At 49.8% G+C, this 26,559-nt stretch carries 32 protein-coding genes; 12 read left to right on the plus strand and 20 right to left on the minus strand.

Translation table 11 applies throughout. The features are described from left to right. Positions 1–86 precede the first annotated feature (86 nt). Positions 87–647, minus strand: coding sequence for a nucleoside triphosphate pyrophosphatase (locus AKG35_RS06330; RefSeq protein ID WP_041385102.1), 561 nt, complete (start codon positions 645–647; stop codon positions 87–89). Between the two features lie 42 nt (positions 648–689). Here AKG35_RS06330 and AKG35_RS06335 point away from each other — a divergent pair, with 42 nt between their 5' ends. From AKG35_RS06335 to AKG35_RS06350, 4 genes are all read left to right on the plus strand, one after another. After that, positions 690–1,100 (plus strand): Npun_F0494 family protein, encoded by a 411-nt coding sequence (locus tag AKG35_RS06335; RefSeq protein ID WP_157859848.1) that lies wholly within the window; start codon positions 690–692, stop codon positions 1,098–1,100. An 11-nt stretch (positions 1,101–1,111) separates the two neighbouring features. Continuing rightward, positions 1,112–2,617 carry a cobyric acid synthase gene (locus AKG35_RS06340; protein WP_011130554.1) on the plus strand — a complete coding sequence of 502 codons (1,506 nt, stop codon included), beginning with the start codon at positions 1,112–1,114 and terminating at the stop codon, positions 2,615–2,617. Next, positions 2,614–2,859 carry a 2Fe-2S iron-sulfur cluster binding domain-containing protein gene (locus tag AKG35_RS06345; RefSeq protein ID WP_011130555.1) on the plus strand — a complete coding sequence of 82 codons (246 nt, stop codon included), beginning with the start codon at positions 2,614–2,616 and terminating at the stop codon, positions 2,857–2,859. Before AKG35_RS06340 ends, AKG35_RS06345 begins: the two co-directional genes overlap by 4 nt. A gap of 531 nt (positions 2,860–3,390) precedes the next feature. Next, entirely contained in the window at positions 3,391–4,221 is an 831-nt protein-coding gene (locus AKG35_RS06350) for a class I SAM-dependent methyltransferase (protein WP_011130556.1), read from the plus strand. A gap of 69 nt (positions 4,222–4,290) precedes the next feature. On the opposite strand, the gene AKG35_RS06355 is transcribed toward AKG35_RS06350, so the two are convergent. After that, positions 4,291–4,863 (minus strand): peroxiredoxin, encoded by a 573-nt coding sequence (locus AKG35_RS06355; RefSeq protein WP_011130557.1) that lies wholly within the window; start codon positions 4,861–4,863, stop codon positions 4,291–4,293. Between the two features lie 75 nt (positions 4,864–4,938). Next, complete coding sequence (gene dnaA / locus AKG35_RS06360) at positions 4,939–6,336, minus strand: chromosomal replication initiator protein DnaA (protein WP_011130558.1); 1,398 nt, start codon at positions 6,334–6,336, stop codon at positions 4,939–4,941. A gap of 99 nt (positions 6,337–6,435) precedes the next feature. On the opposite strand from dnaA, the gene AKG35_RS06365 reads away from it, so the two are divergent. The 3 genes from AKG35_RS06365 (at position 6,436) to AKG35_RS06375 (ending at position 9,085) form a co-directional block, all read left to right on the plus strand. Next, entirely contained in the window at positions 6,436–7,590 is a 1,155-nt protein-coding gene (locus tag AKG35_RS06365) for a trypsin-like peptidase domain-containing protein (protein WP_011130559.1), read from the plus strand. Between the two features lie 6 nt (positions 7,591–7,596). Beyond that, on the plus strand, positions 7,597–8,259 hold the full coding sequence (locus AKG35_RS06370; protein WP_011130560.1) for a TIGR04282 family arsenosugar biosynthesis glycosyltransferase: 663 nt from the start codon (positions 7,597–7,599) through the stop codon (positions 8,257–8,259). Between the two features lie 109 nt (positions 8,260–8,368). Further along, positions 8,369–9,085, plus strand: coding sequence for a TIGR04283 family arsenosugar biosynthesis glycosyltransferase (locus AKG35_RS06375; RefSeq protein ID WP_052646229.1), 717 nt, complete (start codon positions 8,369–8,371; stop codon positions 9,083–9,085). A gap of 3 nt (positions 9,086–9,088) precedes the next feature. Here the strand turns inward: AKG35_RS06375 and AKG35_RS06380 are convergent, their stop codons facing one another. The 3 genes from AKG35_RS06380 to hisG all read right to left on the minus strand — a co-directional run bounded on the left by AKG35_RS06380 (position 9,089) and on the right by hisG (position 12,139). Beyond that, a complete protein-coding gene (locus AKG35_RS06380) occupies positions 9,089–9,589 on the minus strand; it encodes a GNAT family N-acetyltransferase (protein ID WP_011130562.1) in 501 nt (166 codons plus the stop codon). Positions 9,590–9,689: 100 nt separating this feature from the next. Beyond that, positions 9,690–11,486 (minus strand): ABC transporter ATP-binding protein, encoded by a 1,797-nt coding sequence (locus AKG35_RS06385; RefSeq protein WP_011130563.1) that lies wholly within the window; start codon positions 11,484–11,486, stop codon positions 9,690–9,692. After that, positions 11,486–12,139, minus strand: coding sequence for an ATP phosphoribosyltransferase (hisG, locus tag AKG35_RS06390; protein ID WP_011130564.1), 654 nt, complete (start codon positions 12,137–12,139; stop codon positions 11,486–11,488). Before hisG ends, AKG35_RS06385 begins: the two co-directional genes overlap by 1 nt. Positions 12,140–12,168: 29 nt before the next feature. On the opposite strand from hisG, the gene gloB reads away from it, so the two are divergent. From gloB to AKG35_RS06405, 3 genes are all read left to right on the plus strand, one after another. Continuing rightward, a complete protein-coding gene (gloB, locus tag AKG35_RS06395; RefSeq protein ID WP_011130565.1) occupies positions 12,169–12,951 on the plus strand; it encodes a hydroxyacylglutathione hydrolase in 783 nt (260 codons plus the stop codon). A gap of 186 nt (positions 12,952–13,137) precedes the next feature. Then, complete coding sequence (locus AKG35_RS06400) at positions 13,138–13,536, plus strand: Rid family detoxifying hydrolase (protein ID WP_011825483.1); 399 nt, start codon at positions 13,138–13,140, stop codon at positions 13,534–13,536. Positions 13,537–13,816: 280 nt separating this feature from the next. After that, complete coding sequence (locus AKG35_RS06405) at positions 13,817–14,038, plus strand: DUF3136 domain-containing protein (RefSeq protein WP_011130567.1); 222 nt, start codon at positions 13,817–13,819, stop codon at positions 14,036–14,038. Between the two features lie 35 nt (positions 14,039–14,073). Here the strand turns inward: AKG35_RS06405 and cbbX are convergent, their stop codons facing one another. From cbbX to AKG35_RS06455, 10 genes are all read right to left on the minus strand, one after another. After that, on the minus strand, positions 14,074–14,991 hold the full coding sequence (gene cbbX, locus AKG35_RS06410; RefSeq protein WP_011130568.1) for a CbbX protein: 918 nt from the start codon (positions 14,989–14,991) through the stop codon (positions 14,074–14,076). Further along, positions 14,975–15,226, minus strand: coding sequence for a 4a-hydroxytetrahydrobiopterin dehydratase (locus tag AKG35_RS06415; RefSeq protein ID WP_011130569.1), 252 nt, complete (start codon positions 15,224–15,226; stop codon positions 14,975–14,977). Before AKG35_RS06415 ends, cbbX begins: the two co-directional genes overlap by 17 nt. 143 nt (positions 15,227–15,369) lie before the next feature. Beyond that, positions 15,370–15,984, minus strand: a complete 615-nt coding sequence (locus AKG35_RS13700; protein WP_011130570.1) for a BMC domain-containing protein — start codon at positions 15,982–15,984, stop codon at positions 15,370–15,372. A 56-nt stretch (positions 15,985–16,040) separates the two neighbouring features. Then, a complete protein-coding gene (locus tag AKG35_RS06425; protein WP_011130571.1) occupies positions 16,041–16,292 on the minus strand; it encodes a carboxysome peptide B in 252 nt (83 codons plus the stop codon). Next, positions 16,292–16,567, minus strand: coding sequence for a carboxysome peptide A (locus AKG35_RS06430; protein ID WP_011130572.1), 276 nt, complete (start codon positions 16,565–16,567; stop codon positions 16,292–16,294). The genes AKG35_RS06425 and AKG35_RS06430 overlap by 1 nt, the downstream gene beginning before the upstream one ends. 1 nt (position 16,568) lies before the next feature. Further along, a complete protein-coding gene (locus tag AKG35_RS06435) occupies positions 16,569–18,113 on the minus strand; it encodes a carboxysome shell carbonic anhydrase (protein ID WP_011130573.1) in 1,545 nt (514 codons plus the stop codon). A gap of 7 nt (positions 18,114–18,120) precedes the next feature. Then, the gene (locus AKG35_RS06440) at positions 18,121–20,499 is read right to left on the minus strand and encodes a carboxysome assembly protein CsoS2 (protein WP_011130574.1); all 2,379 of its coding nucleotides are present in this window, start codon (positions 20,497–20,499) and stop codon (positions 18,121–18,123) included. 111 nt (positions 20,500–20,610) lie between these two features. Beyond that, entirely contained in the window at positions 20,611–20,952 is a 342-nt protein-coding gene (locus AKG35_RS06445) for a ribulose bisphosphate carboxylase small subunit (protein WP_011130575.1), read from the minus strand. Positions 20,953–21,059: 107 nt separating this feature from the next. Continuing rightward, the gene (locus tag AKG35_RS06450; RefSeq protein WP_011130576.1) at positions 21,060–22,472 is read right to left on the minus strand and encodes a form I ribulose bisphosphate carboxylase large subunit; all 1,413 of its coding nucleotides are present in this window, start codon (positions 22,470–22,472) and stop codon (positions 21,060–21,062) included. Positions 22,473–22,541: 69 nt separating this feature from the next. Next, positions 22,542–22,853 carry a BMC domain-containing protein gene (locus AKG35_RS06455; RefSeq protein ID WP_011130577.1) on the minus strand — a complete coding sequence of 104 codons (312 nt, stop codon included), beginning with the start codon at positions 22,851–22,853 and terminating at the stop codon, positions 22,542–22,544. A gap of 342 nt (positions 22,854–23,195) precedes the next feature. Here AKG35_RS06455 and AKG35_RS06460 point away from each other — a divergent pair, with 342 nt between their 5' ends. Further along, entirely contained in the window at positions 23,196–23,789 is a 594-nt protein-coding gene (locus AKG35_RS06460; protein WP_041385109.1) for a non-canonical purine NTP pyrophosphatase, read from the plus strand. Here AKG35_RS06460 and AKG35_RS06465 read toward each other — a convergent pair whose 3' ends face one another. Continuing rightward, positions 23,790–24,560, minus strand: a complete 771-nt coding sequence (locus tag AKG35_RS06465) for a hypothetical protein (RefSeq protein WP_011130579.1) — start codon at positions 24,558–24,560, stop codon at positions 23,790–23,792. It lies immediately after the preceding gene. 101 nt (positions 24,561–24,661) lie between these two features. Between AKG35_RS06465 and AKG35_RS06470 the strand changes: the two genes are divergently transcribed. Continuing rightward, the gene (locus tag AKG35_RS06470; protein ID WP_011130580.1) at positions 24,662–25,063 is read left to right on the plus strand and encodes a hypothetical protein; all 402 of its coding nucleotides are present in this window, start codon (positions 24,662–24,664) and stop codon (positions 25,061–25,063) included. 214 nt (positions 25,064–25,277) lie between these two features. Here the strand turns inward: AKG35_RS06470 and AKG35_RS13535 are convergent, their stop codons facing one another. The 3 genes from AKG35_RS13535 to AKG35_RS06485 all read right to left on the minus strand — a co-directional run bounded on the left by AKG35_RS13535 (position 25,278) and on the right by AKG35_RS06485 (position 26,559). Next, positions 25,278–25,424 carry a hypothetical protein gene (locus AKG35_RS13535; RefSeq protein ID WP_236069559.1) on the minus strand — a complete coding sequence of 49 codons (147 nt, stop codon included), beginning with the start codon at positions 25,422–25,424 and terminating at the stop codon, positions 25,278–25,280. Positions 25,425–25,651: 227 nt separating this feature from the next. Then, positions 25,652–25,954 (minus strand): hypothetical protein, encoded by a 303-nt coding sequence (locus AKG35_RS06480; protein WP_011130581.1) that lies wholly within the window; start codon positions 25,952–25,954, stop codon positions 25,652–25,654. Positions 25,955–26,277: 323 nt separating this feature from the next. Continuing rightward, positions 26,278–26,559: a P-II family nitrogen regulator gene (locus AKG35_RS06485; RefSeq protein ID WP_011130582.1), complete on the minus strand. Its 282-nt coding sequence runs from the start codon at positions 26,557–26,559 to the stop codon at positions 26,278–26,280.

Here is a 26,559-nt window from a genome sequence, read left to right on the forward strand (position 1 = left end):
GACTCAAAAAACCACAGCAATGATCAACCTTAACAATGGAAAAATCAACGCCAAGCTTTCAATAACTCACTATCAGTTAATCCAACTTATTCATTAATAACTAGCAACCAGCGCCGCAACAGGGGCAAACTCAAGCCAATCACATTGCTAAAACAACCCTCAAGGCGCTCCACCATCAAGCCACCCTGACCCTCAAGAGCAAAGCCACCCGCGCATAACAATGGTTCACCAGTAGCCACATAAGCCTCGATCTCAGAATCACTCAAGGCAGCAAACAGCACACGTGTCGTTACTGTTTCGCTGAGGCGCTCACCATTAACACTGAGCAAACAGTGACCGGTATGCAAAAACCCCCACGCGCCAGCCATTCTCTGCCAACGGCTACTGGCTTCCACCGCCGTGGCAGGCTTGCCAAACACTGTGCCATCAAACTCCAACACTGAATCGCAGCCAAGCACCGGCAAAGCCGCCTTAATTTGTTGATGCACCACCCCAGCCTTCGCCTCCGCTAAATGCTGGACAAGCCGCACTGGATCAAAATGGTGGATAGTCTCTTCATCAACCCCGCTCACCATCACTTGATGGGGAATCGCGGCCTGTTGAAGCAGTCGACGGCGGGCTGGAGAAGCCGAGGCAAGCATCAACACAATCAATTACAGCAGCGAGAACAAGTTCTTAGGCTGCCATTAATGGTCGACCTTGCCTTCGTTGCCATGACAAGCGAGATGGAATTGCTTGACATGCGCAGCAAAAAACGTGCTGCCCAAGCCATGCGTTGTCTTCGGTTTGACACCAGGTTTTATACCGATGCCCAAGCAACAGGGCTCAATGCTGAGAGCGTTTGGCAGCAAGCCCGGCAATACTGCTTGCCTGGATGCAGCTGGTTTCAGCGTGCTGATGCTGTTGAAGCCGATTTTCGCTGGTTGATTACCGTTGGTGTGTTGCGCCGTGAAGTCGATGGGCAGGGGTTGACAGCGAAAATACGTCTCACCCCCTTGGGCCGCCAGCTACTTGAACAGTCACCAGGGTTACCAACACAACAAGCTGGGATTTTCGAACGACTGCAACACAATCTGCGTCGACTTTGGCCCAGACAATGAGCACCGATGGGATGTCGACCCCCCTGATGGTGTTAGGCACATCCAGTGGAGCTGGTAAATCATTAATGTCGGCCGCTCTCTGCAGGCTGCTGCTTCGTCAAGGCGAAACTCCCATACCCTTCAAAGGGCAAAACATGAGCAACAACGCCTGGGTTGATGAGAGCGGCGGAGAGATGGCCTATTCACAAGCCCTGCAAGCTTGGGCGGCAGGACTCAAGCCCCAATGCGCCATGAACCCTGTGCTGCTCAAACCCCAGGGAGACAGCACCAGTGAAGTCATCCATCTGGGTCAAAGCGTTGGCACGGCGCGTGCCGAGACCTACTACGAGCAATGGTTCCGTCCTGGATGGAGCGTCATCCGTGAGGCGCTAAAAGACCTTCAATGCTCTTACACCCATGGCCGGCTTGTCTTGGAAGGTGCAGGCAGCCCAGTGGAAGTCAACCTGCAACGGCGAGACCTCACCAACCTGCGATTGGCTCAGTTCCTGCGTGCCCGCTGTTTGCTCGTTGCCGATATCGAACGCGGTGGTGTTTTTGCCCAGATCATGGGAACCCTGTCTTTACTGAAGCCGGTAGAAAAGCAGTTGATACGCGGGCTACTCATCAATCGTTTCCGTGGCCGACGCGAACTTTTTGATGAAGGGCGCGATTGGTTAGAAGCCGAAACCGGAATTCCCGTCATCGGTGTAATGCCATGGCTGGAAGAGCTCTTCCCGCCAGAAGACTCCCTTGATCTACTGGAGAGAAGAGGCAAAAAAAATGATGCCGAGATCGAAATCGCTGTCTTGAAATTGCCATCCCTAAGTAATTTTTCCGATCTCGATCCATTAGAAGCAGAACCCACAGTTCAGCTGCGATGGGTTGAACCCGGCACATTCCTCGGGATGCCAGATGCTGTCATCATTCCCGGCAGCAAGCAGACACTGCGCGATCTAAATTCGCTAAACCGCAGTGGTTTAGGAAGCCAGTTGCAAACCTACGCCCAAAGCGGCGGGCATGTGTTTGGCATCTGTGGCGGCATGCAAATGCTTGGGCGAACTCTGGCAGATCCCCTAGGTCTGGAAGGCGTCACAACAACAGACCCATCAAGCAGCATGGCAGGACTCAATCTGCTGCCTCTAGATACCGTTTTCAAACGCAACAAGGCTCTAAGTCAATGCCAAAGGATTACCCAGTGGCCAGACAATGCCAAGGTGAAGGGGTTTGAATTACACCATGGCAATAGCCAACTCATTCAAGGGAGCCATGAGTCTGTCCTCCCTATGGCTGACGATCCCTCAATGGGTTGGGTCAGTAAAAATGAGAGCTGCGGCCAAGTCGCGGGAACTTACCTGCACGGGATTTTCGAGAATGGTCGCTGGCGAAGGCTGTGGCTCAATCTGATACGGAAGCAAAAGGGTTTAGCAGACTTGCCGACCGATATATCCAACCATGAGCAACAAAGAGAACAACTACTCAATCGTCTCGCCGATGTTTTCGAAGAACATGTCAACATCAACCCACTGCTGGGAACATGACGATCTCTAAGATTGAGATTCAATGGCCCAATGGCACAAGATCCCATACAGAACCAGGGATTGATTGGCTCCAGGTTGCTCGAGACGCAGGAATCATCATTCCCACAGGCTGCTTACAAGGGAGCTGTGGTGCTTGTGAGATTGAAGTGAATGGAGAAGTGGTGAGAGCCTGCATCGCCATCGTTCCCAGAACGAAGTCATGCCAACTCAAGGTGGAGTTCGCCGATGATCCTTTCTGGTGATCTATCGCAGAGCTATCAATCCTTTTTAAACAGCATTTGCCTTACAGCTTTTGCAGGAAGCAACGGGGGTTTAGCACTGATGACTTTCTACCGGGAGAAATAAATGCAGCGACTAATAGTCAGCAAGCAGCAATTAATGCCTGCGCTACTGATTATTTCTGATGCAAGCCCATTTCTACTCATGGGTTTTTTCTTAGAGACAGCCTGGCTTGGTGGCCACTTTGAAAGCAATTCTCTCTAGTTGTGACATCGGCATTGCCTACATCGACTCCTGCCATGTCTAGGCCTCCAAGCTTGCTGGCATGGCGACGTTGTAGGAGGCAGCCCCTCAAGCCTGCTTAAGCCACCTCTTGTCGGATTGAATCCTTGGTAAACACTTTTAAAAGGGCATCGAGCAGCCGCTCTACTTTTGAGCCTGCTAATCAGCAAGCTGCGCTGTCCATAGACTCTCCTTCCTCAAGCATCTCTTGATGACTCTGATGCCATGAAAGATCAACAGCTCGCTAAAGTGATTGCAACAAACAAAAGAACGTGCTTCCTGGAGTAGATGCCTCAGCGCATGTGGTTAATTGCTTTAGGGCAAAATATACCAACATTAGCCTCGACAACTTTGCACATTTATGGGTCACCAAACCAGCTGAGAAGCTTGCGAATCGATACCTGAAGGAGGTAGGTGAATCCGAAGATATTGCCCACTGCCTCAGACATCGATTTTTTCTAGAAAGGCTTCGAGAGTTCCACATTCAAGCAACAAATGGAGTGTTTATCAATATTGGCGCCGGGTTCACCAATTACCCCTATCTAATCAACACTCCCATAGCATCCTGCGAAGTAGACAAGCCCAACCTGATCAAGTCAAAGCAGCAAAGAATACAGAAGCTTCAATCCTCTCAGCAGCTCCCAGAAAGAGACATTCTATTCCTCTGTACAACAGACCTCAACAACAGCAGAGAAAACAAAAAACTATTCGACTCATTAAGCCAATGGATAGGATCACGCCAATCATTTATCCTCATGGAAGGGCTTTTATACTGGCTTTCGCAAGACTCAGTCAATTCACTTTTTAAACATCTACAGCAAACACAAATAGCCGGAAGTCTTCTCGCACTGAATGCATTCAAACCAAGCGAAACTTCTAAGGCAATGTTTCAAAGGCTAAGGAAATTCAGCGAGAAAGGCTACGGGATAGGACACTTTTCCCCCAATACACTCAGCGAAACATTCCACGAGAATCTCTTAGGCTACAAATTGATCGATCAAGCAAATTACATCAGCCTCTCAAAGCAACTTGACAAAGTCAAAGAGCTTGTCGATAAAGACTCAGTCCTAGAAGAGGATTGCTACTTGTTACGTAAGATATAGAGTGAAGCAGGAAAACAGATAATCAGTTTTATATTTAATGAACAGGCAAGAGTGTGAGAAGTGAAGGGTTTAACCCTGAAACTCACGGCACGGGGAACTAACACCAGCCGATTGCACACCCTTCATGTAAGCAAGCATCGTATCAGCATCTGAGACCTCAAACGGGTCACCATCAGCATTATCACTAAAGCCAGGCTCAACAAACATCTTTTCAATATTACAATCATTCACTAGCATCGAATAGCGCCAGGAACGCAAACCAAAACCTAGGTTGGATTTCTCAACAAGCATGCCCATTTTACGAGTGAACTCTCCATTCCCATCAGGGAGCATAAAGATATTCTTGGTACCCAAATGTTTGCTCCACTGGAACATTACAAAAGCATCATTCACTGAAAGACAGACAATCTGATCAACACCTTGGGCAACAAGTTCTGCATGCAACTCCTCATAACGTGGCAAATGATTGGATGAGCACGTAGGCGTAAAAGCTCCTGGCAGGGCTAACACCACCACCTTGCGCCCCTTAAAGATTTCAGCACTAGTCAGGTCTTGCCAGCGGAATGGATTAGACCCGGGCACAGATTCATCGCGCACGCGAGTCTTGAAGGTGACATCTGGAACGTTTTGAGGGAAAGGCATTGCAAGGCTGATGTTGATGCAAACAAAATCTCATACACCTCATCTAATCTTGTCAAATAATCAAATTGTTGAAACCTATCGCCGACGGCGTGAATCGATCTGCAGCAGATCTCTCACACGCCGAACCTGACTAGCCAACTGAGGATCACTGGACAACCTTTTCTCCACTTGCTCGATGGCATACATCACTGTGGTGTGGTCCTTTCCCCCAAAAGTCTCACCGATGCGAGGCAAGCTCAAATCCGTGCCCTGACGCATCAGGTACATGCCCACCTGCCGAGCATGGCTAACGGCCCGCCTTCGACTGCTACTACGCATGTCTTGAGGAGTCACGTCAAAAACCTCAGAGACCTTATCAATCACTTGTTGTGGGGTAACGTCCACACCTTGACCATTAGGGTCAAGCATTGGCGCTACCGATTCAACTGTCATCGGCAGCCCCGTGATCGAAGCAAAGGCAACTGCCCTGGTCAAAGCCCCCTCAAGTTCACGGATATTGGAGGTGAAGCGCCCAGCGATGTACTGAATTAAATCGCGAGGCAGCATCATGCGTTCCTGTTCCGCCTTCTTCTGCAAAATTGCCATGCGAGTCTCAAGGTCAGGCGACTGAATATCAGCGATCAAGCCCATAGAGAATCGAGAGATTAGGCGTTCTTGAAGCTTTGGAATCTGACTTGGAGGTCTATCACTAGCGATCACAATCTGCCTACCTGCTTCATGGAGAGCATTAAAGGTATGAAAGAACTCTTCCTGGGTGTATTCCTTGCCTTCAATAAACTGAATATCGTCAACCAAAATCAAATCAGTGGCACGATATCGATCTCGGAAAGCTTGCATACCATCCTTCCGAATAGCTTGAATTAAGTCATTCGTGAAGGTCTCTGTAGAAACATAAGCCACCTTTGCTTCGGGATTGATCTCAAGCCTGTAGTGACCAATAGCCTGCATCAGATGAGTCTTGCCTAGGCCAACACCGCCGCAAATGAATAAAGGATTGAACTCTCGCCCAGGAGCTTCTGCAACGGCTAGCGCAGCAGCATGGGCCATGCGACTGTTCGGCCCCACGACGAACCGATTGAAGACATAGCGCAGGTTCAGGCCTGGAAGAATCCGCCGAGGGCCACTAGAAGGGGCTACAGAGGCAGTGGTTGTTTCTGCAGTAGGCAAAGGTGAAGGGATGGAAGCCGATGTCATTGGTGGTAACACCCTCTCAGCAGAGTCTTCCTCCTGAGCCTGAACAGACACCCTCACTGACTGGCCGTAAATCTTGGCCGCAGCCGCCTCGATTGTCTGAACGTAATTCTTGCGAAGCCAGTTACTTGCAAAGCTATTTGGAGCAATCAGAGTCAACTCCCCGTCCCGAAAACCACTACAAATGGCAGGACGAATCCATGTCTCAAACGTAGGTTTGCTGAGATTGTGCTGAAGGGCCTGCTGCACCTTGGACCACAGCTCATTGCCCGTTATCACCACATCCTTTCCTCTGCGATGGCTGAATCTACGCAACTTCTATCGAGCAAGCCGTCTTTAATAAGACCCTGATGTTCTCGTTCCCTGGCACCTGCGTTTGTCATGACCCTTGCCCTATCTGCCCACAGGCTGCATCCGCTCAGATGGCTTGGCTTGATCCTCATCAGCATCAACCTAAGTGGCTGCAACGAAGGGTTACGTCAACGCATCGGCATTGGTTCTAAGACAAGTCCAGACAACACCCCTGTCGTCAGTGATCCACCCAAGTCAGCGCCTCTGCAGCCTGGCACCAATGTGATCGTGATTGCGGTGGAACAAGTTGGTCCGGCAGTGGTGCGCATCGACACGGTGAAACGGATCGCAAACCCCCTTGGCAACTTTTTCGGCGGCGGACCTCCCATCCAACGGCAAGCCGGCCAAGGGTCAGGTTTCATCACACGCTCTGACGGGCTGATCTTCACCAATGCTCATGTGGTTGATGGGGCAGAACGGGTATCAGTAACCCTTCCAGATGGACGCAGTTACAGCGGCAAAGTGCTTGGTGGTGATCCCCTTACAGATGTAGCCGTGGTCAAAGTCGTAGCGAAGAAACTTCCAGTAGCCCCACTCGGCAATTCCAACAACATCAAGCCTGGGCAATGGGCAATCGCGATCGGCAATCCTCTTGGACTCAACAACACCGTTACTGCAGGCATCATCAGCTCCGTCGACCGCACCAACGCCTTAGGGGGGGGGCAACGAGTTCCTTACATCCAAACGGACGCCGCCGTAAACCCTGGCAATAGCGGAGGACCACTCATCAATGCCTCAGGACAGGTGATCGGAATCAATACTGCCATCAAAGTTGCGCCGGGAGGCGGGCTGAGTTTTGCAGTACCGATCAACCTGGCCAAACGAATTGCCCAACAAATCGTGGGGAGAGGGCAAGCTTCTCATCCCTATATCGGGGTAAGGCTGCAGAGCCTTACCCCCCAACTAGCCAAAGAAATCAACGCAACAGGAGGGGCATGCCAAGTACCTGAAGTTAATGCTGTTCTCGTTGTTGAAGTGATGTCTCGCAGCCCTGCAGACAAAGCCGGCGTGCGCCAATGCGACTTAATTCGTGAAGTCAATGGTGAGGTCGTCCGCGACCCTTCACAAGTACAACTTGCCGTTGATCGTGGGGAGGTTGGCAAGCCCATGCCGCTCACCCTTGAACGAAACAACAAGACGATCGAATTAATCGTCAAACCAGCAGAGCTACCCCGGCAGGGGTGAATTGAAATGGCAAAACCTGCACTGGTGGTGATGGCCCGCTGGCCGGCAGCAGGCAGATGCAAACGAAGACTGGCCGACACTCTTGGAATAGTGCGTGCAGCATCAATCCAGGCCAGGCTTACCAAACACACTCTGCGCGTGGCCAATCATCTGGCCAATAGAGGCCTGGTCGAGCTGCAATTCGCGATCACTGGCCTCGCTCCCAAGGCAGCCAAGCGCTGGGCACACGATCAAGGTGTGAGCACAGTGGAGCTTCAAGGCAAGGGAAGCCTGGGTGAACGGATGCGTCGACAGGTTTTGCGAGTGCAGCAACGACACCATCCACAAATCACAATGGGCCGCACCACATTGCTGATCGGCACAGACCTGCCAAATCTCTGTGATCGTGATCTGCTTCAGGCCCTAGAAGCTTTGCAAGAGCATGAGTTCGTACTTGGACCCGCTACTGATGGGGGCTATTGGTTACTTGGACTCTCAGGGCGCTTGGTAAAGCCCGTGACACGCTGGCCCTTCTGCGGCATTCCTTGGGGTAGCAATCAAGTGAAGCAAGTCACACTGCAGAAAGCAGCGGATGCAGGAGTAAGGCCTTGCTTACTTGGTCAACAAAACGATCTCGATTGCCTTGAAGATCTTTCACCATGGCAAGCATGCGAGGAAAGATTGATATGACAAGGATTTGAACCAGGAAACAACTCGTTTAAGGCAAGAAAAACGGGTCGAGAAAGAACAAGATGACCTCTTTCAAAAAGGAAGCAATGCCGCTCAAAACTTCTCATCAATGAGCAACATCTCAGCTCTAAGTGAGGTGGGACATCACCTCAGCGTGATTGTGCCGAGCCTCAATGAAGCCAGCCGTCTACCACTGCTCTTGGCTGATCTCCAACGCTGGCCGACACCCCTTGACCTTTGGATCGTTGATGCTGGCAGCTGTGATGACACAGAACTCGCTGCCCAACTCACAGGAGCTCATGTACTGCGAGTAGCCAATCCCAATCGGGGTGCTCAGCTCAGCCATGGAGCATGCCATGCCAAAGGAACTTGGCTGATGTTCCTGCATGCCGACAGCCGACTCCCCCCCCAATGGCCCGCTGTCGTTGAAGCAGTGATTACTCAGTCAGCAGGAGAGCTGAATGCTTGGTTTTTCGACTACAAAATCCAAGGAAAGGGAACAAAACTTCGTCTAATGGAACTAGCTGTGGCCCTTCGCAGTCATTGGCTGCAAAGGCCCTATGGCGATCAAGGCTTGCTCATCAGCAAAAGGCTCTACCAACACATCGGGGGATACAAACCCATCCCTTTGATGGAAGATCTCGATTTGGTGCAGCGACTCTCTTGCCAAGTCAAGTTGCTAAGCCTGGGATTACCCCTGTACACCGATGGCCGCCGTTTGCAACGGCTAGGTCTACTCAATCAAGCCTGGCAAAACGCCCAATTGCGTAGACGCTGGCGCAGAGGAGAGGCAGCCAAGCAGCTGTCAAAAGACTATTACCAATAATCCTTAGGCATACCAGAAAGCACATTTGTGGCCATCAGGCTCCAGCGTCCAACCCTGTCGCTCATAGAAATCGACAACACCTGGATCAGCAAAGAGCGTGACTCGTTTAACACCCATCTCCTTAAGAGATTCAAGGGTGTAATCCATTAGATGCTTACCCAATCCCACCCCCTGATAAATGGGGTGAATAGCTACATCCCACACTGTGGCTTCAAGAACTCCATCACCTGTACATCGAGCAAAACCAACCAAACGAGGGAACAGGGGATCATGGCGCCAAAGGCCCACTTTCAAGAGCGTGTGATCAAGTGCAAGACGCACTCGACGCATCGGCCGGCGACTCCAACCCACAGCCTCCAGCAATTGTTCAAGCTCAACAAGATCGAATGAACGGTCTTGACTGAAGACAAGGTTGATCTGCTCATTCGAAGACGGGCACTCTCGTGCTCGATGCCCATAGGCCTGCTCAAGAACCTCCGGCGTTAGCGAAGAGGAGCTGATCACACGGCAGTGCTCAACTGTCTTGATCCTGCTTCACCAAGGCCCATAACCATTAAGCGTGAAGCTGAAATCAAGATCCAATCACTGAAAGCAAAAACTAAATTCAAAGTTTCGCCAGTCCCCTTTCCTGTAGTTCCGCTAACTGAGAATAAAGGCCTCCCTTGGCACGAAGCTCAAGGTGGGTTCCCTGCTCAATCAGCTTGCCCCGCCGAAGCACCATAATTCGATCGGCTGCTTCCACAGTGGCCAAGCGATGGGCAATAACAACCGCGGTACGACGTTCAAGCAAGCGATCTAGATCCCTTTGCAATGTCGCTTCCGTAGAAGGGTCCATGAAAGCGGTCGCCTCATCCATTACCAGCACAGTGGGGTTGCGAATGGCCACCCTTGCAACTGCTAAGAGCTGTCTCTCTCCCGATGACAAATTGCCGCCACGCTCCCTGAGCTCAGTCTCCAAGCCGTTGGGTAGCCGATTGAGCAAAGGATCAAGGCCAAGATCTCTACAGATCGTCCGCAAACGGTCATCCTCAATCGAGGAATCCAATCGGAGGTTATCTGCCACATTGCCGCTAAATAGAAAGGTGTCCTGAAGCACAACCCCCAGTTGTTTGCGTAGCCGCCAAAGAGGGATTGTTTTGATGTCAACACCATCAAGCATGATCCGCCCGACTTGAGGCTCGTAAAGACGACAAAGCAAGCGGATCAGGGTCGTCTTGCCTGAACCGGTTGGTCCTACCAGGGCAACATGTTCACCAGCAGAAATGCGAAAACTAAGGTCCTGGAGAATCGGCTCGTCTGGCCGATAGGCAAAGCTCACCCCCTCAAACACCACCTCACCGCAAGCAGCAGAAGCCGAGGGCCTAACAAAGCTGGGTTCGTCTTTAACAGGCTTTGCATCGACAATGTCCAGTGGCTGCTCCAGCAACTCGCCAATCCGTTCAACAGCAGTCAGGCCCCCCTGAATCTGAGTGAAGCGATCAGCAAGTTGACGCAGGGGATCAAACAAACGCTGGGAATAAAGGATGAATGTTGTCAAGGTGCCAAGGCCCATTGTCTCGGCAGTTACCATCCATCCCCCAAGCGCCAACACCACAGCCACGGCTGCCAGGGCCACCCATTCGATAAAAGCTGAAATGCTGCTGTCATAAAAGATCGTTCCATTCACGGCTTGCCTGTAGGCCGAGCCAGTGCGATCAAATAGCTGCCCATTAAACGTTTCTCGACGAAACATCTGGACAACCTCAAGCCCCTGAAGGTTTTCCTGAAAATCGGCATTGAGCTGAGAGAGTTCCTCCCTCACGCGGTAATTGGCTTTCCGGTATCGGCGTTGCAACCAAAGGATCACCAAGGTGACTGGTACCTGCGTCACCAGCAGCAACCCCCCCAGGCGCCAATCAATCAAAATCATGGTGACTGCAATCACCACAAGGCTGACGAGATCCCCCAAAACTCCTACTGCCCCACTACCAAAAACCTCCGATAGTGCATTCACATCACTGGTCAGCCGAGTCAACAACTTGCCCACAGGCATTCGATCGTGAAAGCGCAGCGAAAGGGCCATGGCGTGGCCAAACAGATCGTTACGAATACGCGCCGTTAGCCGTTGCCCTAAGGCCTCGATATTGAAAGACTGAAAGCCCTGCAGACCCAAGCGCAGAAGCACAGAAATCAGCAGAATCCCCACCAAAACTCTTATTGCTGAGCTCACTGGCAGATCACTGAGCCAAGGGAAGGTTGACTCTTGCTTCAAAACACTGATTGCCTGGCCAACCAAGAAGGGTTGAATCGCACCAGCAAGAGCTACCGGCACCAAGAGGACAAGCACCATCCATAGACGCCGGCGGTCCTCACGGAGATAGCGCCCTAGACGCCGAACCCGCTGAAAATCAGTAACAGCCATCAAGCTGGATTTTTAGGTAATGATTCCTGAATGCGCATAGCCTCCACAATCAACTGAAGATCTCCACGGTCCAACCTCAAGGCCAATGGATGGCCGATCAAGCGAGCCGAAGACTGAAATAGCTCCTCAATGGCCACTAAGCCATTGTCGCGAAGGGTACGGCCTGTCGCGACCAGATCGACAATCGCTTCAGCAATGCCTGTTAAAGGGCCAAGTTCCACCGAACCGGTCAGGTGAACAAGCTCTACAGGCAGATCGAGAGCATCGAAAAATTCTCGAGCACAATGGGTAAACTTGCTAGCAACTCGACAATGGGGAGGCAGATCAGCTGCGTGCTGATAGCCACTGCTGGCCTTCACTGCCACAGCCATACGGCAGCCCCCGAAGCCAAGATCAACCAACTGAGCAACGGGCATCTGATGCTCCCGCAGCACGTCGTAACCAACAACTCCCAACTGGGCCTGACCATAGGCAACATAAACGGGCACATCCCCGTTGCGCACCAACAGTGCCCGGGCCCGGCCACAATGGGAAGGCACCATTAACTGACGATTGCCTGGATCAAGTACAGCTGAAAAATCCAACCCAGCAGATTGAAAACGAGCAACCGAATCATTCAGCAAAGCTCCTTTTGCAAGCGCGACAGTGATCATGGAGCGATGCGTCGACCTGGACTTTAACGATGGAGGCAACCTCAACAGCTGCGACTAGCGATAAACAACGTTCATCGATCCATGCCCTTCCTGTTCTTCAGGACAACATCATCTGGATCTGGATTAAAGGCAACCAGGCTGTCGTTGTGGATCCAGCAATCGCAGAACCAGTCAAGACATGGCTGCGAACTCGAAAGCTCTCACTCGCAGCAGTACTTCAAACCCATCACCATGCTGATCACATTGGTGGCACCCTTGAGCTGCTTAGGGACTGGCCTAACGCAGCCGTGGTAGCAGCCGCTGAAGACCGTGATCGCATTCCCTTCCAGACGATCTCCGTTCGTGATAGAGACAAGGTTTCTCTTCTCAACAGCAGTGTTGAAGTGCTCGCTGTTGCGGGTCATACCAGAGCACACATTGCTTATTACCTGCCCACAAACAAGGAAGATCTTGAAGATCCAGCAGTGTTCTGTGGTGACACCCTTTTTGGAGCTGGATGTGGCCGACTGTTTGAAGGAACTGCCGAAGACATGTTCAAGGCTCTTCAACGTCTCAGTTGCCTGCCAGCGAAGACCCGTGTGTATTGCGCTCACGAATACACCGAAGCAAATCTGCGCTGGGCCTCCGCCCTGCATCCAGAAGATGTTGCTATCAGCGAACGACTGGCAGACGTTTCAAGTCGCCGCCAGAGGGGTGCCCTGAGCCTGCCTAGCAGCATTTCAGAAGAACAACGTACCAACCTCTTCGTGCGTGCTCAGAGCAGCAAAGAGCTAGCAGAACTTCGCCACCACAAGGATCAATGGCGAAACTAAGCACAAATATCTGACTCAGCAACAAGGCAGTCCTGTTGCAATGGAACAGGACCAACAGCTAGTGAGATTGCAATCCATTGAGATCAAGGCCGCTGGAACATAAACGAAGCGGCCTCACACCCAGAGGATTTTCAACAGAAACCAAAGCTGAAAGCGATGATGCAACATTCATGCTCAGAGCAGACCATGAACGCCCCTTCTGTGCAAGCAATCACCACAGCATCAGCTCCAGCACCAGTCGGGCCCTATAACCAGGCTGTACTAGCAGGAGGATGGCTGTACTGCTCTGGTCAAATTGCCCTTGATCCAACCAACGGGGTGATGGTTGGGCAAGGTGATGTGGAAGCTGAAACCCGCCAAGTCCTTAGCAATCTGATGGCTGTGCTCACAGCAGCCGGTGCTGAGCCAAGGCAAGTGATTCGTACCACGGTTTACCTCACGGATCTGGCGGACTTTCAAAGGGTTAATGCTCTCTATGGCGAGATCTTCGGGGATGGCATCAGCCCAGCAAGAGCATGTGTTCAAGTAGCCGCCCTTCCAAAAGGTGGGCGAGTGGAAATCGATTGCGTTGCTTGGCTCGGCTGAAAACAACCAGTGGAAACCTGAAGCGCTTTGATCAAGCGTGTAGCGACTCAAGAAAAAAATCTTGTCCCTGAGCTAGCAGGAGTTCTGAGATCCGATCATCCCTAATCATTTTGATTTACGGCTGAAGAGGGGTTACTGCTAACTCCTGTGACTTTCCCTAACGTTGAAAGGATCAAAAACGATTGGCCGAACCAGAAAGCGAAAGCCGAATCCGCCAAGACGGACAGTCCGCTGAGTAGTCTGAAGATTGCATAGGTTTAGAGGCGTACTGCGAGAAACCATGGCCGAAGCCAAGTTGACCATTGGCGAACTCGAGGCGGGTTATCCCCTTTACTGCAAGGCCCTAAGGCGACTGCTGCAGGAAGGTCGTAGCACCCAAGAGATAGAGCGCACAGTTTGTTGGAGCCATCTTGAAACCCTCAATCGTTGCCTCCCCAGCCGTTACAAGGCACCGTCTTATTTGCTTGTGCTGATCAGACGGGATCTGGAACAACCAAAGTAGAGAAAGGTTTTCATCCAAACAGCCATCTTCAATCCTCATTCAGACGATTCCATCAGGGGTTGAGTCGGATGCCGGCCTTCCACCTCCCCTTGGAATACACGACTCGCCAAGATATCAGCAGGTTCGATCGTCATCAGTTCATCACGACTGAGCGGTTCTCCCATGCGTGCAAACAATCGGTTCGCCTGCCTCAAACGGGTACGGTCCAGAGCATTGCGAATTGAGCGAGCATTAGCAAAGAAAGGAAGCTGACGGCGACGTTCGATGTAATCCTCGAAAATGCCCTCAGCTTCATCGCCAAAGTAATAGTTCTGCTGGACCAGGAATAACTGAGCGATAGCCAACAACTCCCGGTTGCTGTAATCCGGGAAATCAATATGGTGAGCAACCCTCGAAGAAAGGCCCGGATTAGATTGATAGAAAGCATCCATCTTATCTTTATAACCAGCAAAAATAACAACAAAATCACCTCGCCGGCTCTCCATATCCTGTAGCAATATTTCGATTGCTTCTGCTCCATAATCTCTTTCATTACCTGGTTTATAAAGGTAATATGCCTCATCTATAAACAACACACCTCCCTGCGCACGTTTAATCATCTCCCGAGTTTTTGGTGCCGTGTGGCCAACGTACTGACCAACTAAGTCGTCACGGGTGACAGTTACAACATGTCCTTTGCGCAGGTATCCAAGGCGATGAAGAATCTGAGAAATTCTGATTGCAACAGTTGTCTTTCCAGTGCCAGGTCGTCCAGTAAAAGACATATGAAGGCTTGGCATCGTGCTAGCAAGATCGAGATCTTTCCTGGCCCGATCAACTAACAACAAAGCGGCAATTTCTCGAATCCTCGTCTTCACCGGCTTCAAGCCAATCAGCTCACAATCCAACTGATCTAGTACCTCACCAACTCCGGAATCGGCATAAGCCAAAGAGAGATCAATTGAGGAGTCCATCTATCTCAGCTGCAAATTTGTAATCATCATCATTTAACTCAACCTCTTCTTCTTCATCCTCCGGCCGCAAAGTGATATTGACATAGGTACGTCCAAAACTTATATCAGGGAAGCGCTTTGCGGCTTCAGTGTGCTCGCCAAGACGGTCTAAAAAATCCCTGGTTTCTGAATAGGTTTCGAATTCAAATCGCCGTTCGAGTCGTATTGGACGAGAGCGCTTCTGCCATTGATTCATCACAACAGTTGGGAGATGGATTGTTCGAAGTTAAAGAATAACCTTAATGCTTGTCATCAAAGTTGATCAAACCAGATTTCCGAATAACTTCGCCACAGAAGAAACCCGCAAATTAGAAAGCTAAAAATTAGGGTTTACCCAACTTAGCTGCGGCGCTTTGCATGAGTGGGTCTTAATGCTGGCTCAACTTCCTGATGAGGACGAGCAATAATATGGGCTGCAACAAGGCCATCACCAACCCGTTCACAGGCATCTGCACCAGCACGAACGGCTGCATTCACAGCTCCTGTTTCGCCACGCACCATCACAGTGACATAACCACCACCAACATATTCCCTAGAGATGAGATTAACCTCAGCAGCTTTTGTCATTGCATCAGCCGCTTCAATGGCAGGAACCATGCCACGAGTTTCAATCATTCCGAGTGCAATCCCCTGAACAAAAGAAGGCACAGAGGAAGAGGCGGGTGGCTTGATAGCGCCACCAGACGCAGAACCACTGCCACTGGAACCCGCAGCACTCTTACCGCCCCTTGATGCAGGCGTCGCAGCCGTTGCTCGGCTGGCGGATGTACGCCCTGTGGCAGCGCTTCTGCGCGTAGTCGACTTTGAACCTGATAAGGACGATGTTGAAGCAGAAACATCAACAGTTTGTGTCGCCTTGGCAGGAAGAACTTTTTTGGCAACTTCAGAGCCAGCAGGTTTCGCTGTCGTCAAAGAGGGGCTGTCTGAAGAACTAGAGGAAGAAGGTTTTGGCATGGATAAAAGGTTTAAGAAGAAGAGAATAAATGGATCAGATCCGAATCATTTATTAGCTATCCATCTGGCAGCCAGTAATCAATAATTCCTCCAATTGTCAGATCTGTTTGAGTGTTGGGATCTGGACATGCAAAACGTGCGGCTGATCCACTGGCAGTGAACACCCAATTGCCCTCTCGAGCACCAACAGGATCAACAGCCACCAACTGCTTGCCAGCGTTATTACGCAGGATACGCAGATGCATATGACCAAGACCGTCAACCCTTTGCGTACAAACCAAACGGCCCATCACCTGCATGATTTCCATCAAGCTGAGCCCCCTGAAACTGGCTTCGGGGCGCCTGGATCCCAATGGTCAATAATGCCTACAATCGTAAGATCACTAGGATAGGATTTACTTCCTGCAGCCTCTCTCGCTGCTGAGCTGCCAACACAAATCACCCAGTCATCTGGCTTACAACCCACAGCATCGACTGCAACCTTTTTGGAACTTCCATCAAGAACAACTTGAAGGTGTTTGTGTTCGAATCCAGGGATTCGATTAGTGGAAACAAGCGGCTTAAGAACCTTGCAGATCAACATGTCAGTGTGCCTCCTGATGAACAGGCTCCAAGGAGGAACCGACGACCTCTGAAGTGTCTTTTTTATCACGATCACGAATGGTCAAGAATGTATGAAGAAGACCCTGATCGAAAAGTTCAGAATAACGCTCAGCAATGGCTTGATTTACGCGATAGCAATCAGTGACAGCCCGATCCCTTGCCCCTGGGACTTGGCCAGAATAATCAAAACGAACAACAACAGGAATTGGTAGATCTCGAGAAACATTCAACCCTTTAAAAATTTTCACTCCTACATCTAAATCTGGGGCACCTACTTCGACAGTATCCAAATGGGCGAAATAAGTTAGGTTGCGAAGATGCACTTCCTTAAAACCTATTCCAACTCCAATAAAACGCTCTGCATGCCCAGCATCTGGGTAGGGTCCAGCATGTGATTGCTTCACGTAGTCAATCTGAGAAAAGTTGTTTGCAATCAATTTCACAATGAATGCCACCATCCCCTCGTCGGGTTTCTTAGGCGCAATGGCTTCAACACGTTCAGCAATATGTTGCATCGCCTCATCTGAAGTTAGAGAAAGCGTCTCGTGATAGAGATCTTCCGCGGAAAGCCACTCATCTAAAACAATTGAACCATCTGCCGCAGGAACATGCACACGAATAGCATCAGTATCGGTATCAAGCCCGATCAAAAGAAGGTCTACTGATGCACCACAACAGAAACTATTTTCGACGGATTCACGAAAATCAAGCAGGCGCTGTTGACCAGCAGAAGCTGCCAAGGCATCATCACTCCCATGAGCCGCACATCCTTGATGAGATGGATCAAGGGAACTAAAATGATAGGTGACAACCTTGAGATAACGCGTTGGAGAGTCGGCTGAATTTGGAACACCTTCTCGATAACGTCTGTGTTCTGTCTTAATCCAACGGTTGACAGTTTTCTCAACATCAAATAGAGCACCTGCATGGGAGCGACGTCTTACTGAACTAAATGGAATCCGTAAGGCATAAGCAATCGTATGTGCCAAGCGTCCATCAGCGCAGGGGGAGACATCAAGGAGATGAAAACCACAATCAACAAGGAATGATTGGAAATGCTTTGCTTGAATGCTGCCTTCTCCTCCTTGCAGAGGGTCTTCTTGAAAAAAGTGGTCACTCACATGCTGATGAGACTGAAACACACACCAAGCAAATAAGGCCCTCATATCTAATGCTCGTACCCAAGCCTGTTCCAAAAGGTGGCTAGGCAAATCAAAACCAAGTTCAGAGCGAGCAAGACTTTGGCACTTTGAGACAAAATCCTGATCATGCTGAAGTGCTGAGATCCTTTTAAGAAAAGGAACAATCAGCTCAAAAGAGCCTTTGACATTGGCTTCATAAGTCTGCAGATGCTGATTTGCAGCTCTGTCTGTGAGAGGGTGGCAAGGCCCTGAACCAACATTGGCAAACCCTCTTAGCCTTGAGCGATCAGAGATCTGAGGTGTTACCACAGGCCTCCTCCTTGGAGCAGTCGGCGCCAAGGGTCTTTGCGTTTGAGAGGCCAAATTGCGATTGCGATAGGCCATCAATCAATCAACCCCTTGCGCCGCCAGAGACTGTGATCAAGGAGCCTTGATCAGTGTTACCACTTGACCCTGTTACTCGACTCATTGGTTGAGAAACTTCCTCATTACGCTTTAAATCAGCAGCAGGCATCGCAGACATCGGGCCAGGCCGAGTTGGATTACGGCGACGAGCAGAAGCTCCTTCGGTACCAGTCACCCTTTCACTGCGATCCCAATCATCACCAGTGATATTGAGGCCGGCAGATTGGCCTTCTCCTGTAACTCGTGATTCTGGGCGTGTTTGACTTACATCATTGGGGGTTGCTTCAACAGGAACTGACTTGAAATGACGTTGTTTGCGGTCAAAACGGAACTGCTCAGTGCCAGTAATTTTATCAACCGCCATATTAAAAGGACCCGTAATCTGAGAGCCCTGCTCATAACTTGTTCCTGTCACACCAGAGCGAGGATCACGCTGTAGCTGCATCGCTCTCGCAGGAGACTGAACACTAAAGTGAGTCCAAGGAGATGATTCTGATGAACCCTGGTGATCATTACTACCAGCGGGAGCATCACTTCCACATGCTTGAACAAGTTGATCTCCACCTACATATGGGGTGCCAGTTAAAGGTTCACAAGCACCTTTCTCTGCTCCTGTCATCACTCCACCTACTCCAGGCTGAAGACCTGTCATCACAGCGCCAGGTGTACCCAACAATTTTGGAGTTCGATCCTGAATTTCTCTTACAGAGTTTGTATCACACCAACCTGAAGCCTGTTCAACACCGCTATAGGGAGTTCCAGTTACAGCTTTACAAGTTCCAGGTTCATCGCCTGTTACAAGCTCCGAGCGACCTGTAAGAGTTCCACTAACAGTTTGCGACTTATTTGTAAGACTTAAACCGACCTTGGCAGCCTCAGGGTTTGGCTTGCCGCCACAAAAAGTGTTGTATTGCTGAGGGCCCACATATTCGTCACCAGTCACTCTTTTACAACTACCTGGTTCATTGCCTGTAACGTACTCAGAGCGGGCAACATTTGTACCAGTAACTCCTGCACCACGAAGAGTATTAAATGAACCTACTTTCTCTGCAGACCTCCCTTCAGGAAGTGGATCAACTCCAAGGTATTGATCACCAGTCAATTGACGATTAGAACCAGCCTCGTCGCCTGTAACCTTCTCGGATCGTCCAACCATTACACCACTAACCTTGCGACCATCTTCTGTAACACTCTGACCAACTTTTCTTGGAGAAGGTTGGCTAACTCCACAATATTGATTGGCCTGATTAGCTGAAATATATTCAGTGCCGGTCAAAGTCTTACAAGTCCCAGGTTCATCACCAGTGACTTTCTCTGAGCGACCAACTTCATTACCGGTCACCCGATTTCCATGGCTTGTATTTGTAACTGCAACTTTTAAAGGTTGACCTGGTTGAGGAGCCGACTGACAAAAAGTATCAAACACCTCTGAACCTAAATATTGAGTACCTGTAATTGAACGACAAGTACTCGCTTCGTTGCCAGTAGTTTTAGATGAGCGGTTTGCTTGAGTACCAGTCACAACCTGACCTGTACTGGTTTCACTTAAACCAACTTTCCAATGAGCATCTGCTGCGACAGCCTGCTTGGAGCCATTGCGATTGGGACCACAGGGACGACAAGCACCAGAACGTTTTTTGCCAGTAGCACCACTTTTACTACGCAATTCACGCACTCTCTGTGAAATCTCTCGACTTGAAAGGTCAGGGTCTCCCTGGCGAGCGACTGATGCTGCAGAGGTCGGTTGATTGGCTGCCGTTTTACCGTGCTTCGATTGTGCTTCACGGCGTGCAAGGACCAAAGCACGACTTGGATTTTGTATCGATCTACGTTTAGCAGAAGGACGACTAGTTGAATTCCTTGAACTTAATCTTGAGACAGTGTCCAAACTCTTCAAAGACTTTGAAGAAGATTCATCAACACCTTTCTGATCAGAGGCTAAATCATTAACCTGCTTTTTTGCAGCATCCTGCTGGCTAACCTTTGAAGAGATTTTCTCAACTTCTGCACGAGTTCTATCTTTACTTTTTGCCGCTGGCTGACCACGGCGAGAAAGCTCATCACGACGGGCCAAAACCAATTCTCTGCTTGAATTTCGGATCGTTTTCACTTGACGGCGCGAAGCTCCGGATGATTCTCTAGAAGCAACAAAAGACGTATCTAGTTGCTCTCTCTTAGGAGCGGTTAGCTGCACAGATTCTTTCCCAGCCTTAACGAAAGATTGATCAGTCCTGGTTAGACGTGCATCAGAGGCAGTACGGATGCGATTAGGACTTGATCCATTTAATGTGGTTGATTTCTTACCTGAATTACTCAGGGCCTTACGGCGTTCAAGCGCTAGCTCTCGACTGGATTGTTTTGCCATGTCCAACCAATAAAAACGTCGTAAGGGAAGAAGAAGCTTGTCGCCTCTGAGAGTTGATTAATAGCCCCGAAAATAAATCGAGGCTATTAAGAGATAGACACCGAAACTAAATCAACGGCCTTCAAATACCACGAATGCGGTTCCTTGACTTTGGGTGTATGCGTCATAACCAACCATGCGCACATGGTGGTCTGGATATGCACGATGGCAAGCTTCTAGCTCACTTACAACCATGTTCAGATCCTTCTCGCCAAAGAAAGGTAACTTCCAGTAAGACCAATAGGTCTGCATGGAACCACTTGGATGGACGTGCTCAATGACAGGGCTCCATCCCTGAGCAATGATGTAAGCAATTTGATCGTAAATTTCGTCCTGGGTCATCGGCGGTAAGAAGCCGAAGGTTTCCAGGGTGGCGACTGTTTGATAGTCACCAACTGTGCTCTGGAAAGGCATGGTGAACCTTGGATTGTGGATGTTTAAGGGCCAATACGACTAAGTGTTGGCCTAATAAATCTGAAGAAAGATTTTGAGGAGACAGATGCCTCCTCTGATGAAACTTTCTACTGAACGTCGAGCTTGTCGACAGTATCGAACTCGAACTTGATTTCTTTCCAAGTCTCAAGTGCGATGGCCAGCTCAGGGCTATGCTTCGCCGCTTCCATAAGGATGTCGCGACTTTCCTTCTCGATCTCACGACCGGCATTGCGTGCTTTCACACAGGCTTCAAGTGCCACTCGGTTAGCCGCGGCACCAGCAGCAGACCCCCATGGATGACCATGAGTACCACCACCAAACTGTAGACAGGAGTCGTCTCCAAAAATTGCCAACAATGCTGGCATATGCCAAACGTGGATACCACCAGAGGCCACAGCAAAAACACCAGGCATGGAACCCCAGTCTTGGTCAAAGAAGTTACCGCGACTGCGATCTTCTGGAACAAAAGACTCACGCAGGTTGTCGATATAACCAAGAGTGGTCTGACGATCACCTTCCAGCTTGCCAACCACAGTTCCTGTATGGAGTTGATCTCCACCGGAAAGACGCAGGCACTTGGCAAGCACACGGAAGTGAATTCCATGCTTGGGATGACGGTCAATCACCGCATGCATGGCGCGGTGGATATGCAACAGCATGCCGTTTTTACGGCACCAATTCGCCAAACCTGTGTTAGCGGTAAATCCACCAGTGATGTAGTCATGCATGATGATTGGCATGTCGAGTTCTTTAGCGAACTCAGCACGCTCATACATCTCCTCAGGAGTTGTCGCAGTGCAATTGAGATAATGACCTTTGACTTCTCCTGTTTCTTGCTGTGCAAGCTTGACAGCCTCAGCAACAAACTCAAAGCGCTCGCGCCAACGCTGGAAAGGCTGAGAGTTGATGTTTTCGTCGTCTTTGGTTAAGTCAAGACCACCACGCAGACACTCATAAACAACCCGTCCATAGTTTTTACCAGAAAGGCCAAGCTTTGGCTTAATGGTGCAACCAAGTAAGGGGCGACCGTACTTATTCAAACGATCACGTTCTACGACAATGCCATTAGGAGGACCACCGCATGTCTTGATGAAGGCCATCGGGAAGCGGATATCTTCTAAACGCAGATGGCGTAATGCTTTGAAGCCAAAAACATTACCGACCAAAGAGGTCAGAACGTTAGTGATTGAACCTTCTTCAAAAAGGTCTAGAGGGTAAGCAATAAAAGCGTAAAAGGACTCCTTGTCTCCAGGGACATCCTCGATGCGATAGCAACGGCCCTTGTAAAATTCAAGATCAGTTAATAGCTCTGACCAAACTGTGGACCAAGTACCGGTTGAAGATTCAGCCGCTACAGCCGCAGCAACTTCCTCTCTGGGTACTCCTTCCTGGCCAGTGCATTTAAAACAGGCCAGTAAGTCAGTGTCTAGGGGTACATAATCGGGAGTCCAGTAGGTGTCTCTGTACTCCTTAACCCCTGCGTCATACTTCTTGCTCATGGAATAGCTCCTTTTAAGTCGGTATAGAAGGTTGAGATGGCGAAGCTCTTAGAGCCATCGCAGAAGGCCTCAGTCCTTCTGACCTAAGAAATTGCCGTTGCCTAGCGCAGGCTCAACTTCCCGATGAGGGCGAGCAATGATGTGCGCTGCCACAAGGCCGTCACCAACACGCTCACAAGCATCAGCGCCAGCACGAACGGCGGCGTTCACAGCACCTGTCTCACCACGCACGAGCACGGTGACATATCCACCACCGACAAACTCACGACCAATCAGGCGCACTTCAGCTGCCTTGGTCATGGCGTCAGCAGCTTCAATTGCTGGCACGAGGCCGCGGGTTTCGATCATGCCTAGGGCGATGCCCATGGTTTCGCTAGCCATTGCTTACCTGTAGTAGGAGATTGAATGTTCGGGAAGGAGAATGCTCTGCGCAGGCAACTTCCGTCAAGCAAATTCAGCCGAAACGGAGATCACCATCCATAGCCCCTTCCATAAGCTCGGCTAATCACCCTTGCTACGACTGTTTTAAACGACTGTTCGTTTTTCTGTCAGCTCTTGACCACATTTGGTTGCCAAGCCGCGCGAAAGTCTCAATTGATCGACTCCAAAAGCTTCTATCGCTTGTCCAAGGGGAGCAGAAACAATCAAAAATCCTGCCTCAGATCTTCCCAAGAGAGAACTTCCACCCCCTAAAGCAGAATAAGAGCGATAGTTTTTTTGATTTTGGCTAAACCACTGCTAACCATTGCGAGTGGAAACCCTCGCAAGGTCGCCGAGATCGAAGCAATGCTTGGTCCACTCCCAATCGATGTGCAGAGGCAACCGCAAGATCTAGATGTCGAGGAAACGGGCTCCACTTATCTAGACAATGCCCTACTCAAAGCTCGAGCAGTCGCAAAACGAGTTGGAAACTGGACCATTGCTGACGACTCCGGATTAGAAGTTGATGCCCTGGATGGAGCCCCGGGGCTTTATTCGGCCCGCTTTGCTGCCAGCAATCAAGAAAAAATCAAGAAAATCCTTGCGGCCCTTGAAAACAACCCATATCGGAGTGCTCGCTTCCGCAGTGTGATGGTTCTATGCAATTCCAAGGGGAAGCTTCTTAAAGCAGCAGAGGGGATTTGCTGGGGAGAACTACTTAGATCGCCTGCCTATGAAGGAGGCGAGTTCGAATCGCTGTTTTGGGTTCGCGAAGCGAACTGCACCTACGGAGAACTCAATAATCAACAGCTTTCAAGGCTTGGTAGTCGAGGAAAAGCGGCTAGAGCACTAGCCCCTTGCCTGCGAGAACAACTAGGACTTGATCAGATTGTTTAGCTAGCGATTGATTTGATCGATGGCTCGCATTGCAGCAGCAGCAGCCTCCTCTACATCACCTTCTTTCCCCGCCAATGTGAGCCTGCCAAAGGCTCCCACGCCTTTCACGTCAACGATGGTGATATTGGATGCCTTCTCAGCTTCATTGGCAGCAATTAATACATAACCAGCCGGTTCGGTTTCAAGAATGAACATGCTCATTCCAGCTTCAATCATCGAACCACGACGATTTTGGCGATTAATCAAAACAGCGTGATCTGGGGTTATCGCACGGATCACCTCGGTCCAGCTCACATCACAAGAACTTCTCTGGCTAACAGTGCTGCCAATGGCATCCAAAACAACATCACCGGAATGGAGCACAGTGCTCTGATCACGGTGGTATAGGGCCAAAGAACCAAAAGCCCTTTCAACGACCATCTGGCCTAGTCGCACATTGCTGGCCTTAAGGGCAATATCAGTCACTCGATGGACAGCCATGCCTGGTGAGACCTCCATCCACAGGCAAGCATCACCAGGAATCGGTAAAAAGCCTTGACTCACCGTGCCCATGTAGGCAGCTAGCTGAGGCTGAAGTGAATCGAGGAAAACATACGTGCGCAATTCAATTTGCTGCACATGACTATTTTGACGGCCAACCCTTGCTGTCTCCGAATCAGTCGTAATGACGCAGCTTGCCCCTGAGGCCTGAGGCAAAACCTCAGTTCCTGTCACCAGCGAGCTTCCACCTTGACGCCGCTCCCGAATTTCTAAGCCCGCAAATCGCTGCATGGCGGGGATAATACCTTGTGATTGAACATATCTTTCAAATGCACTGCTCTTGCAAGTGGCCTTAGAGCCGATACCGTCCAAATCAATGATTGGGATGGACTATGGCCACCATGCAAGAAAAAAAATCTGAATCTACAAACCTTCCAACAGACCTAAAAGCAGAGCAAGCCTTGGGTTTAATTGGTTTGGGCCTGATGCAAAAAATGCGGGAAGGTGCAAGTGAATGGACATGGTCTCAAGCTGAGACTGGCGGACAAGCCGATCTTTTAGCTCTGCGACAACGCCTCGAGCTCACATCTTTGGCCATTCAAACTGGTGCTCCACTTAGCACAGCTGAGGTGTCAAAACTTCTTGGCGCTAGACCCGGCTCAAAGGAAGTCAGACGAGGAGGGCTGATCGCAAGGCGAGTCAGCAGAAACGTTTGGAAGCTCAGCAGTTCCGACAAAACTCCAGAGCGCAATGTTGATGGATTCAGCGGCGATGGATTCCGTCGCCGCCTTTGAATCCCTTAAAAATTAATCATCAAACTGATCAATCTCCAGAAGAGATTATCTTTAATCATTCATCTTCTGACTCCTCTTCATCGTCTGACTCTCCTTTGGCCGACTGTTCAACATCGATGCAGATCGTGGTTGCCATCAATTGTTCTCTGGCCTCAATCACAGGAGCCACTTTGCCCTTTTGCTGATCAGCAGCTTCAGCAAGAGTCAGATCCTTCTACTCACGTATCTCCTCGACAGCGTCGCAGAAGATCTTCACCTGGTCACGATACTCACTGAATTCAGCCTGGGCAATCGTGGGTTCAGGAGTCAGCGCATTGACCACCGCTACAGCCTGATCAACTTGATTTCGAGCAGAGCACACCAGCTCAGCATAATCAGCCACTTGGATTTCATCATTGGTTGCTTTCTGGCTAGATGACTCACAAGAAGCAAGAGTGAGAGATCAAGCCAAAACAGACGATAAAAAGCGAACTGCAGCCATCAATCCAAAAAATCGATTCTCGTAAATTTAGTCATGTTTCGTCTGCAATTAAAAAAAATCTAAGTGCAGACAGATTGCATTGTGATAGAAAAACCTACAATTGAAGATCAGCTCCTACCTAACCAGGACGGAGCTCCGCCAAACCATTCGCCAAGGTCGTCATCCTCCGAGCAGTAGTGATCATCTGGTTCGGACGAGCCAAGTTGAAGAGCATCGAGCAACTGATCAATACCATCTTGAGGTTGCAATTTCTGTTGTTCTCTCCTCGCTCTATGCAACCAGGTTGCAACAGTCTGGTTTCGGTCAGCAAACTTATGAATATAAATCCGTTCACTTAAGCTAACGGGCTGATCGCTTGCGACTCGAGCAAGAATCTCTTGCAAACGCAGGCGAGTATCTCTTGACAACATCTAAATAACACCACTAATACTGTTCTAATGGTAGAGAGGGGAGAAGTCATTGAAAAAACCACTTTATTTTAGAAGCTTATATTTAGATTCACATGCGATATTTTAATTATTTCTTTCCTTGCCAGTTGAAATAATTGCATTCAGCCATGACTTGGTTACCAGCAAGAGAATAGGTACTCTCACATCAATCAAGCTAACTTCAAAGAAAAAGTTACCCCTCTAGCGTGAGGGGAAAAACTTAAACCTTTAAGGCGGCATCAATTGCGGCTACTACTAAGCCGCACAATACTCATATCGTCAACGTTTATGTTTTCAAAAGATTGTCAGAGTGGAGAAGCCTCCGCAACATAAGCTACGCCACCATAATAATTAAGTATGGGGTTTATCGATACACGCAACTTCTCAAGAACTTCTATCTCGCAAAAGACAATCACATGAGCATTTGCCCCAAGGCCACTAAAATCCATGCCCTCTGTCACATAAGTATCAGGCCCTCTACCAGTGACAGGCCTAATGACTGAATAGCCAGGTGCCCCAGCTTCATCAAGAGCTTTAATCACTGACTCAAGCTCTCTCTCGCTTACAATTAAATCTAGTCGCTTCAT

Source organism: Prochlorococcus marinus str. MIT 9313 (assembly GCF_000011485.1).
Taxonomy (GTDB): domain Bacteria; phylum Cyanobacteriota; class Cyanobacteriia; order PCC-6307; family Cyanobiaceae; genus Prochlorococcus; species Prochlorococcus marinus_D.

Bases quoted from the DNA above. Each gene is read 5' to 3' on its own strand.
- AKG35_RS06365 (WP_011130559.1), top strand. From the start codon at position 6,436: ATGACCCTTGCCCTATCTGCCCACAGGCTGCATCCGCTCAGATGGCTT.
- AKG35_RS06435 (WP_011130573.1), bottom strand. From the start codon at position 18,113: ATGGCCTATCGCAATCGCAATTTGGCCTCTCAAACGCAAAGACCCTTG.
- AKG35_RS06370 (WP_011130560.1), top strand. From the start codon at position 7,597: ATGGCAAAACCTGCACTGGTGGTGATGGCCCGCTGGCCGGCAGCAGGC.
- AKG35_RS06465 (WP_011130579.1), bottom strand. From the start codon at position 24,560: ATGCAGCGATTTGCGGGCTTAGAAATTCGGGAGCGGCGTCAAGGTGGA.
- AKG35_RS06455 (WP_011130577.1), bottom strand. From the start codon at position 22,853: ATGGCTAGCGAAACCATGGGCATCGCCCTAGGCATGATCGAAACCCGC.
- AKG35_RS06340 (WP_011130554.1), top strand. From the start codon at position 1,112: ATGTCGACCCCCCTGATGGTGTTAGGCACATCCAGTGGAGCTGGTAAA.
- AKG35_RS06425 (WP_011130571.1), bottom strand. From the start codon at position 16,292: ATGGAAATCATGCAGGTGATGGGCCGTTTGGTTTGTACGCAAAGGGTT.
- AKG35_RS06375 (WP_052646229.1), top strand. From the start codon at position 8,369: ATGAGCAACATCTCAGCTCTAAGTGAGGTGGGACATCACCTCAGCGTG.
- cbbX (WP_011130568.1), bottom strand. From the start codon at position 14,991: ATGGACTCCTCAATTGATCTCTCTTTGGCTTATGCCGATTCCGGAGTT.
- AKG35_RS06385 (WP_011130563.1), bottom strand. From the start codon at position 11,486: ATGGCTGTTACTGATTTTCAGCGGGTTCGGCGTCTAGGGCGCTATCTC.
- AKG35_RS06440 (WP_011130574.1), bottom strand. From the start codon at position 20,499: ATGGCAAAACAATCCAGTCGAGAGCTAGCGCTTGAACGCCGTAAGGCC.
- AKG35_RS06470 (WP_011130580.1), top strand. From the start codon at position 24,662: ATGGCCACCATGCAAGAAAAAAAATCTGAATCTACAAACCTTCCAACA.
- AKG35_RS06480 (WP_011130581.1), bottom strand. From the start codon at position 25,954: ATGTTGTCAAGAGATACTCGCCTGCGTTTGCAAGAGATTCTTGCTCGA.
- hisG (WP_011130564.1), bottom strand. From the start codon at position 12,139: ATGATCACTGTCGCGCTTGCAAAAGGAGCTTTGCTGAATGATTCGGTT.
- AKG35_RS06400 (WP_011825483.1), top strand. From the start codon at position 13,138: ATGAACGCCCCTTCTGTGCAAGCAATCACCACAGCATCAGCTCCAGCA.
- AKG35_RS06345 (WP_011130555.1), top strand. From the start codon at position 2,614: ATGACGATCTCTAAGATTGAGATTCAATGGCCCAATGGCACAAGATCC.
- AKG35_RS06335 (WP_157859848.1), top strand. From the start codon at position 690: ATGGTCGACCTTGCCTTCGTTGCCATGACAAGCGAGATGGAATTGCTT.
- AKG35_RS06445 (WP_011130575.1), bottom strand. From the start codon at position 20,952: ATGCCTTTCCAGAGCACAGTTGGTGACTATCAAACAGTCGCCACCCTG.
- AKG35_RS06415 (WP_011130569.1), bottom strand. From the start codon at position 15,226: ATGAATCAATGGCAGAAGCGCTCTCGTCCAATACGACTCGAACGGCGA.
- AKG35_RS13700 (WP_011130570.1), bottom strand. From the start codon at position 15,984: ATGCCAAAACCTTCTTCCTCTAGTTCTTCAGACAGCCCCTCTTTGACG.
- gloB (WP_011130565.1), top strand. From the start codon at position 12,169: ATGGAGGCAACCTCAACAGCTGCGACTAGCGATAAACAACGTTCATCG.
- AKG35_RS06355 (WP_011130557.1), bottom strand. From the start codon at position 4,863: ATGCCTTTCCCTCAAAACGTTCCAGATGTCACCTTCAAGACTCGCGTG.
- AKG35_RS06405 (WP_011130567.1), top strand. From the start codon at position 13,817: ATGGCCGAAGCCAAGTTGACCATTGGCGAACTCGAGGCGGGTTATCCC.
- AKG35_RS06450 (WP_011130576.1), bottom strand. From the start codon at position 22,472: ATGAGCAAGAAGTATGACGCAGGGGTTAAGGAGTACAGAGACACCTAC.
- AKG35_RS06430 (WP_011130572.1), bottom strand. From the start codon at position 16,567: ATGTTGATCTGCAAGGTTCTTAAGCCGCTTGTTTCCACTAATCGAATC.
- AKG35_RS06485 (WP_011130582.1), bottom strand. From the start codon at position 26,559: ATGAAGCGACTAGATTTAATTGTAAGCGAGAGAGAGCTTGAGTCAGTG.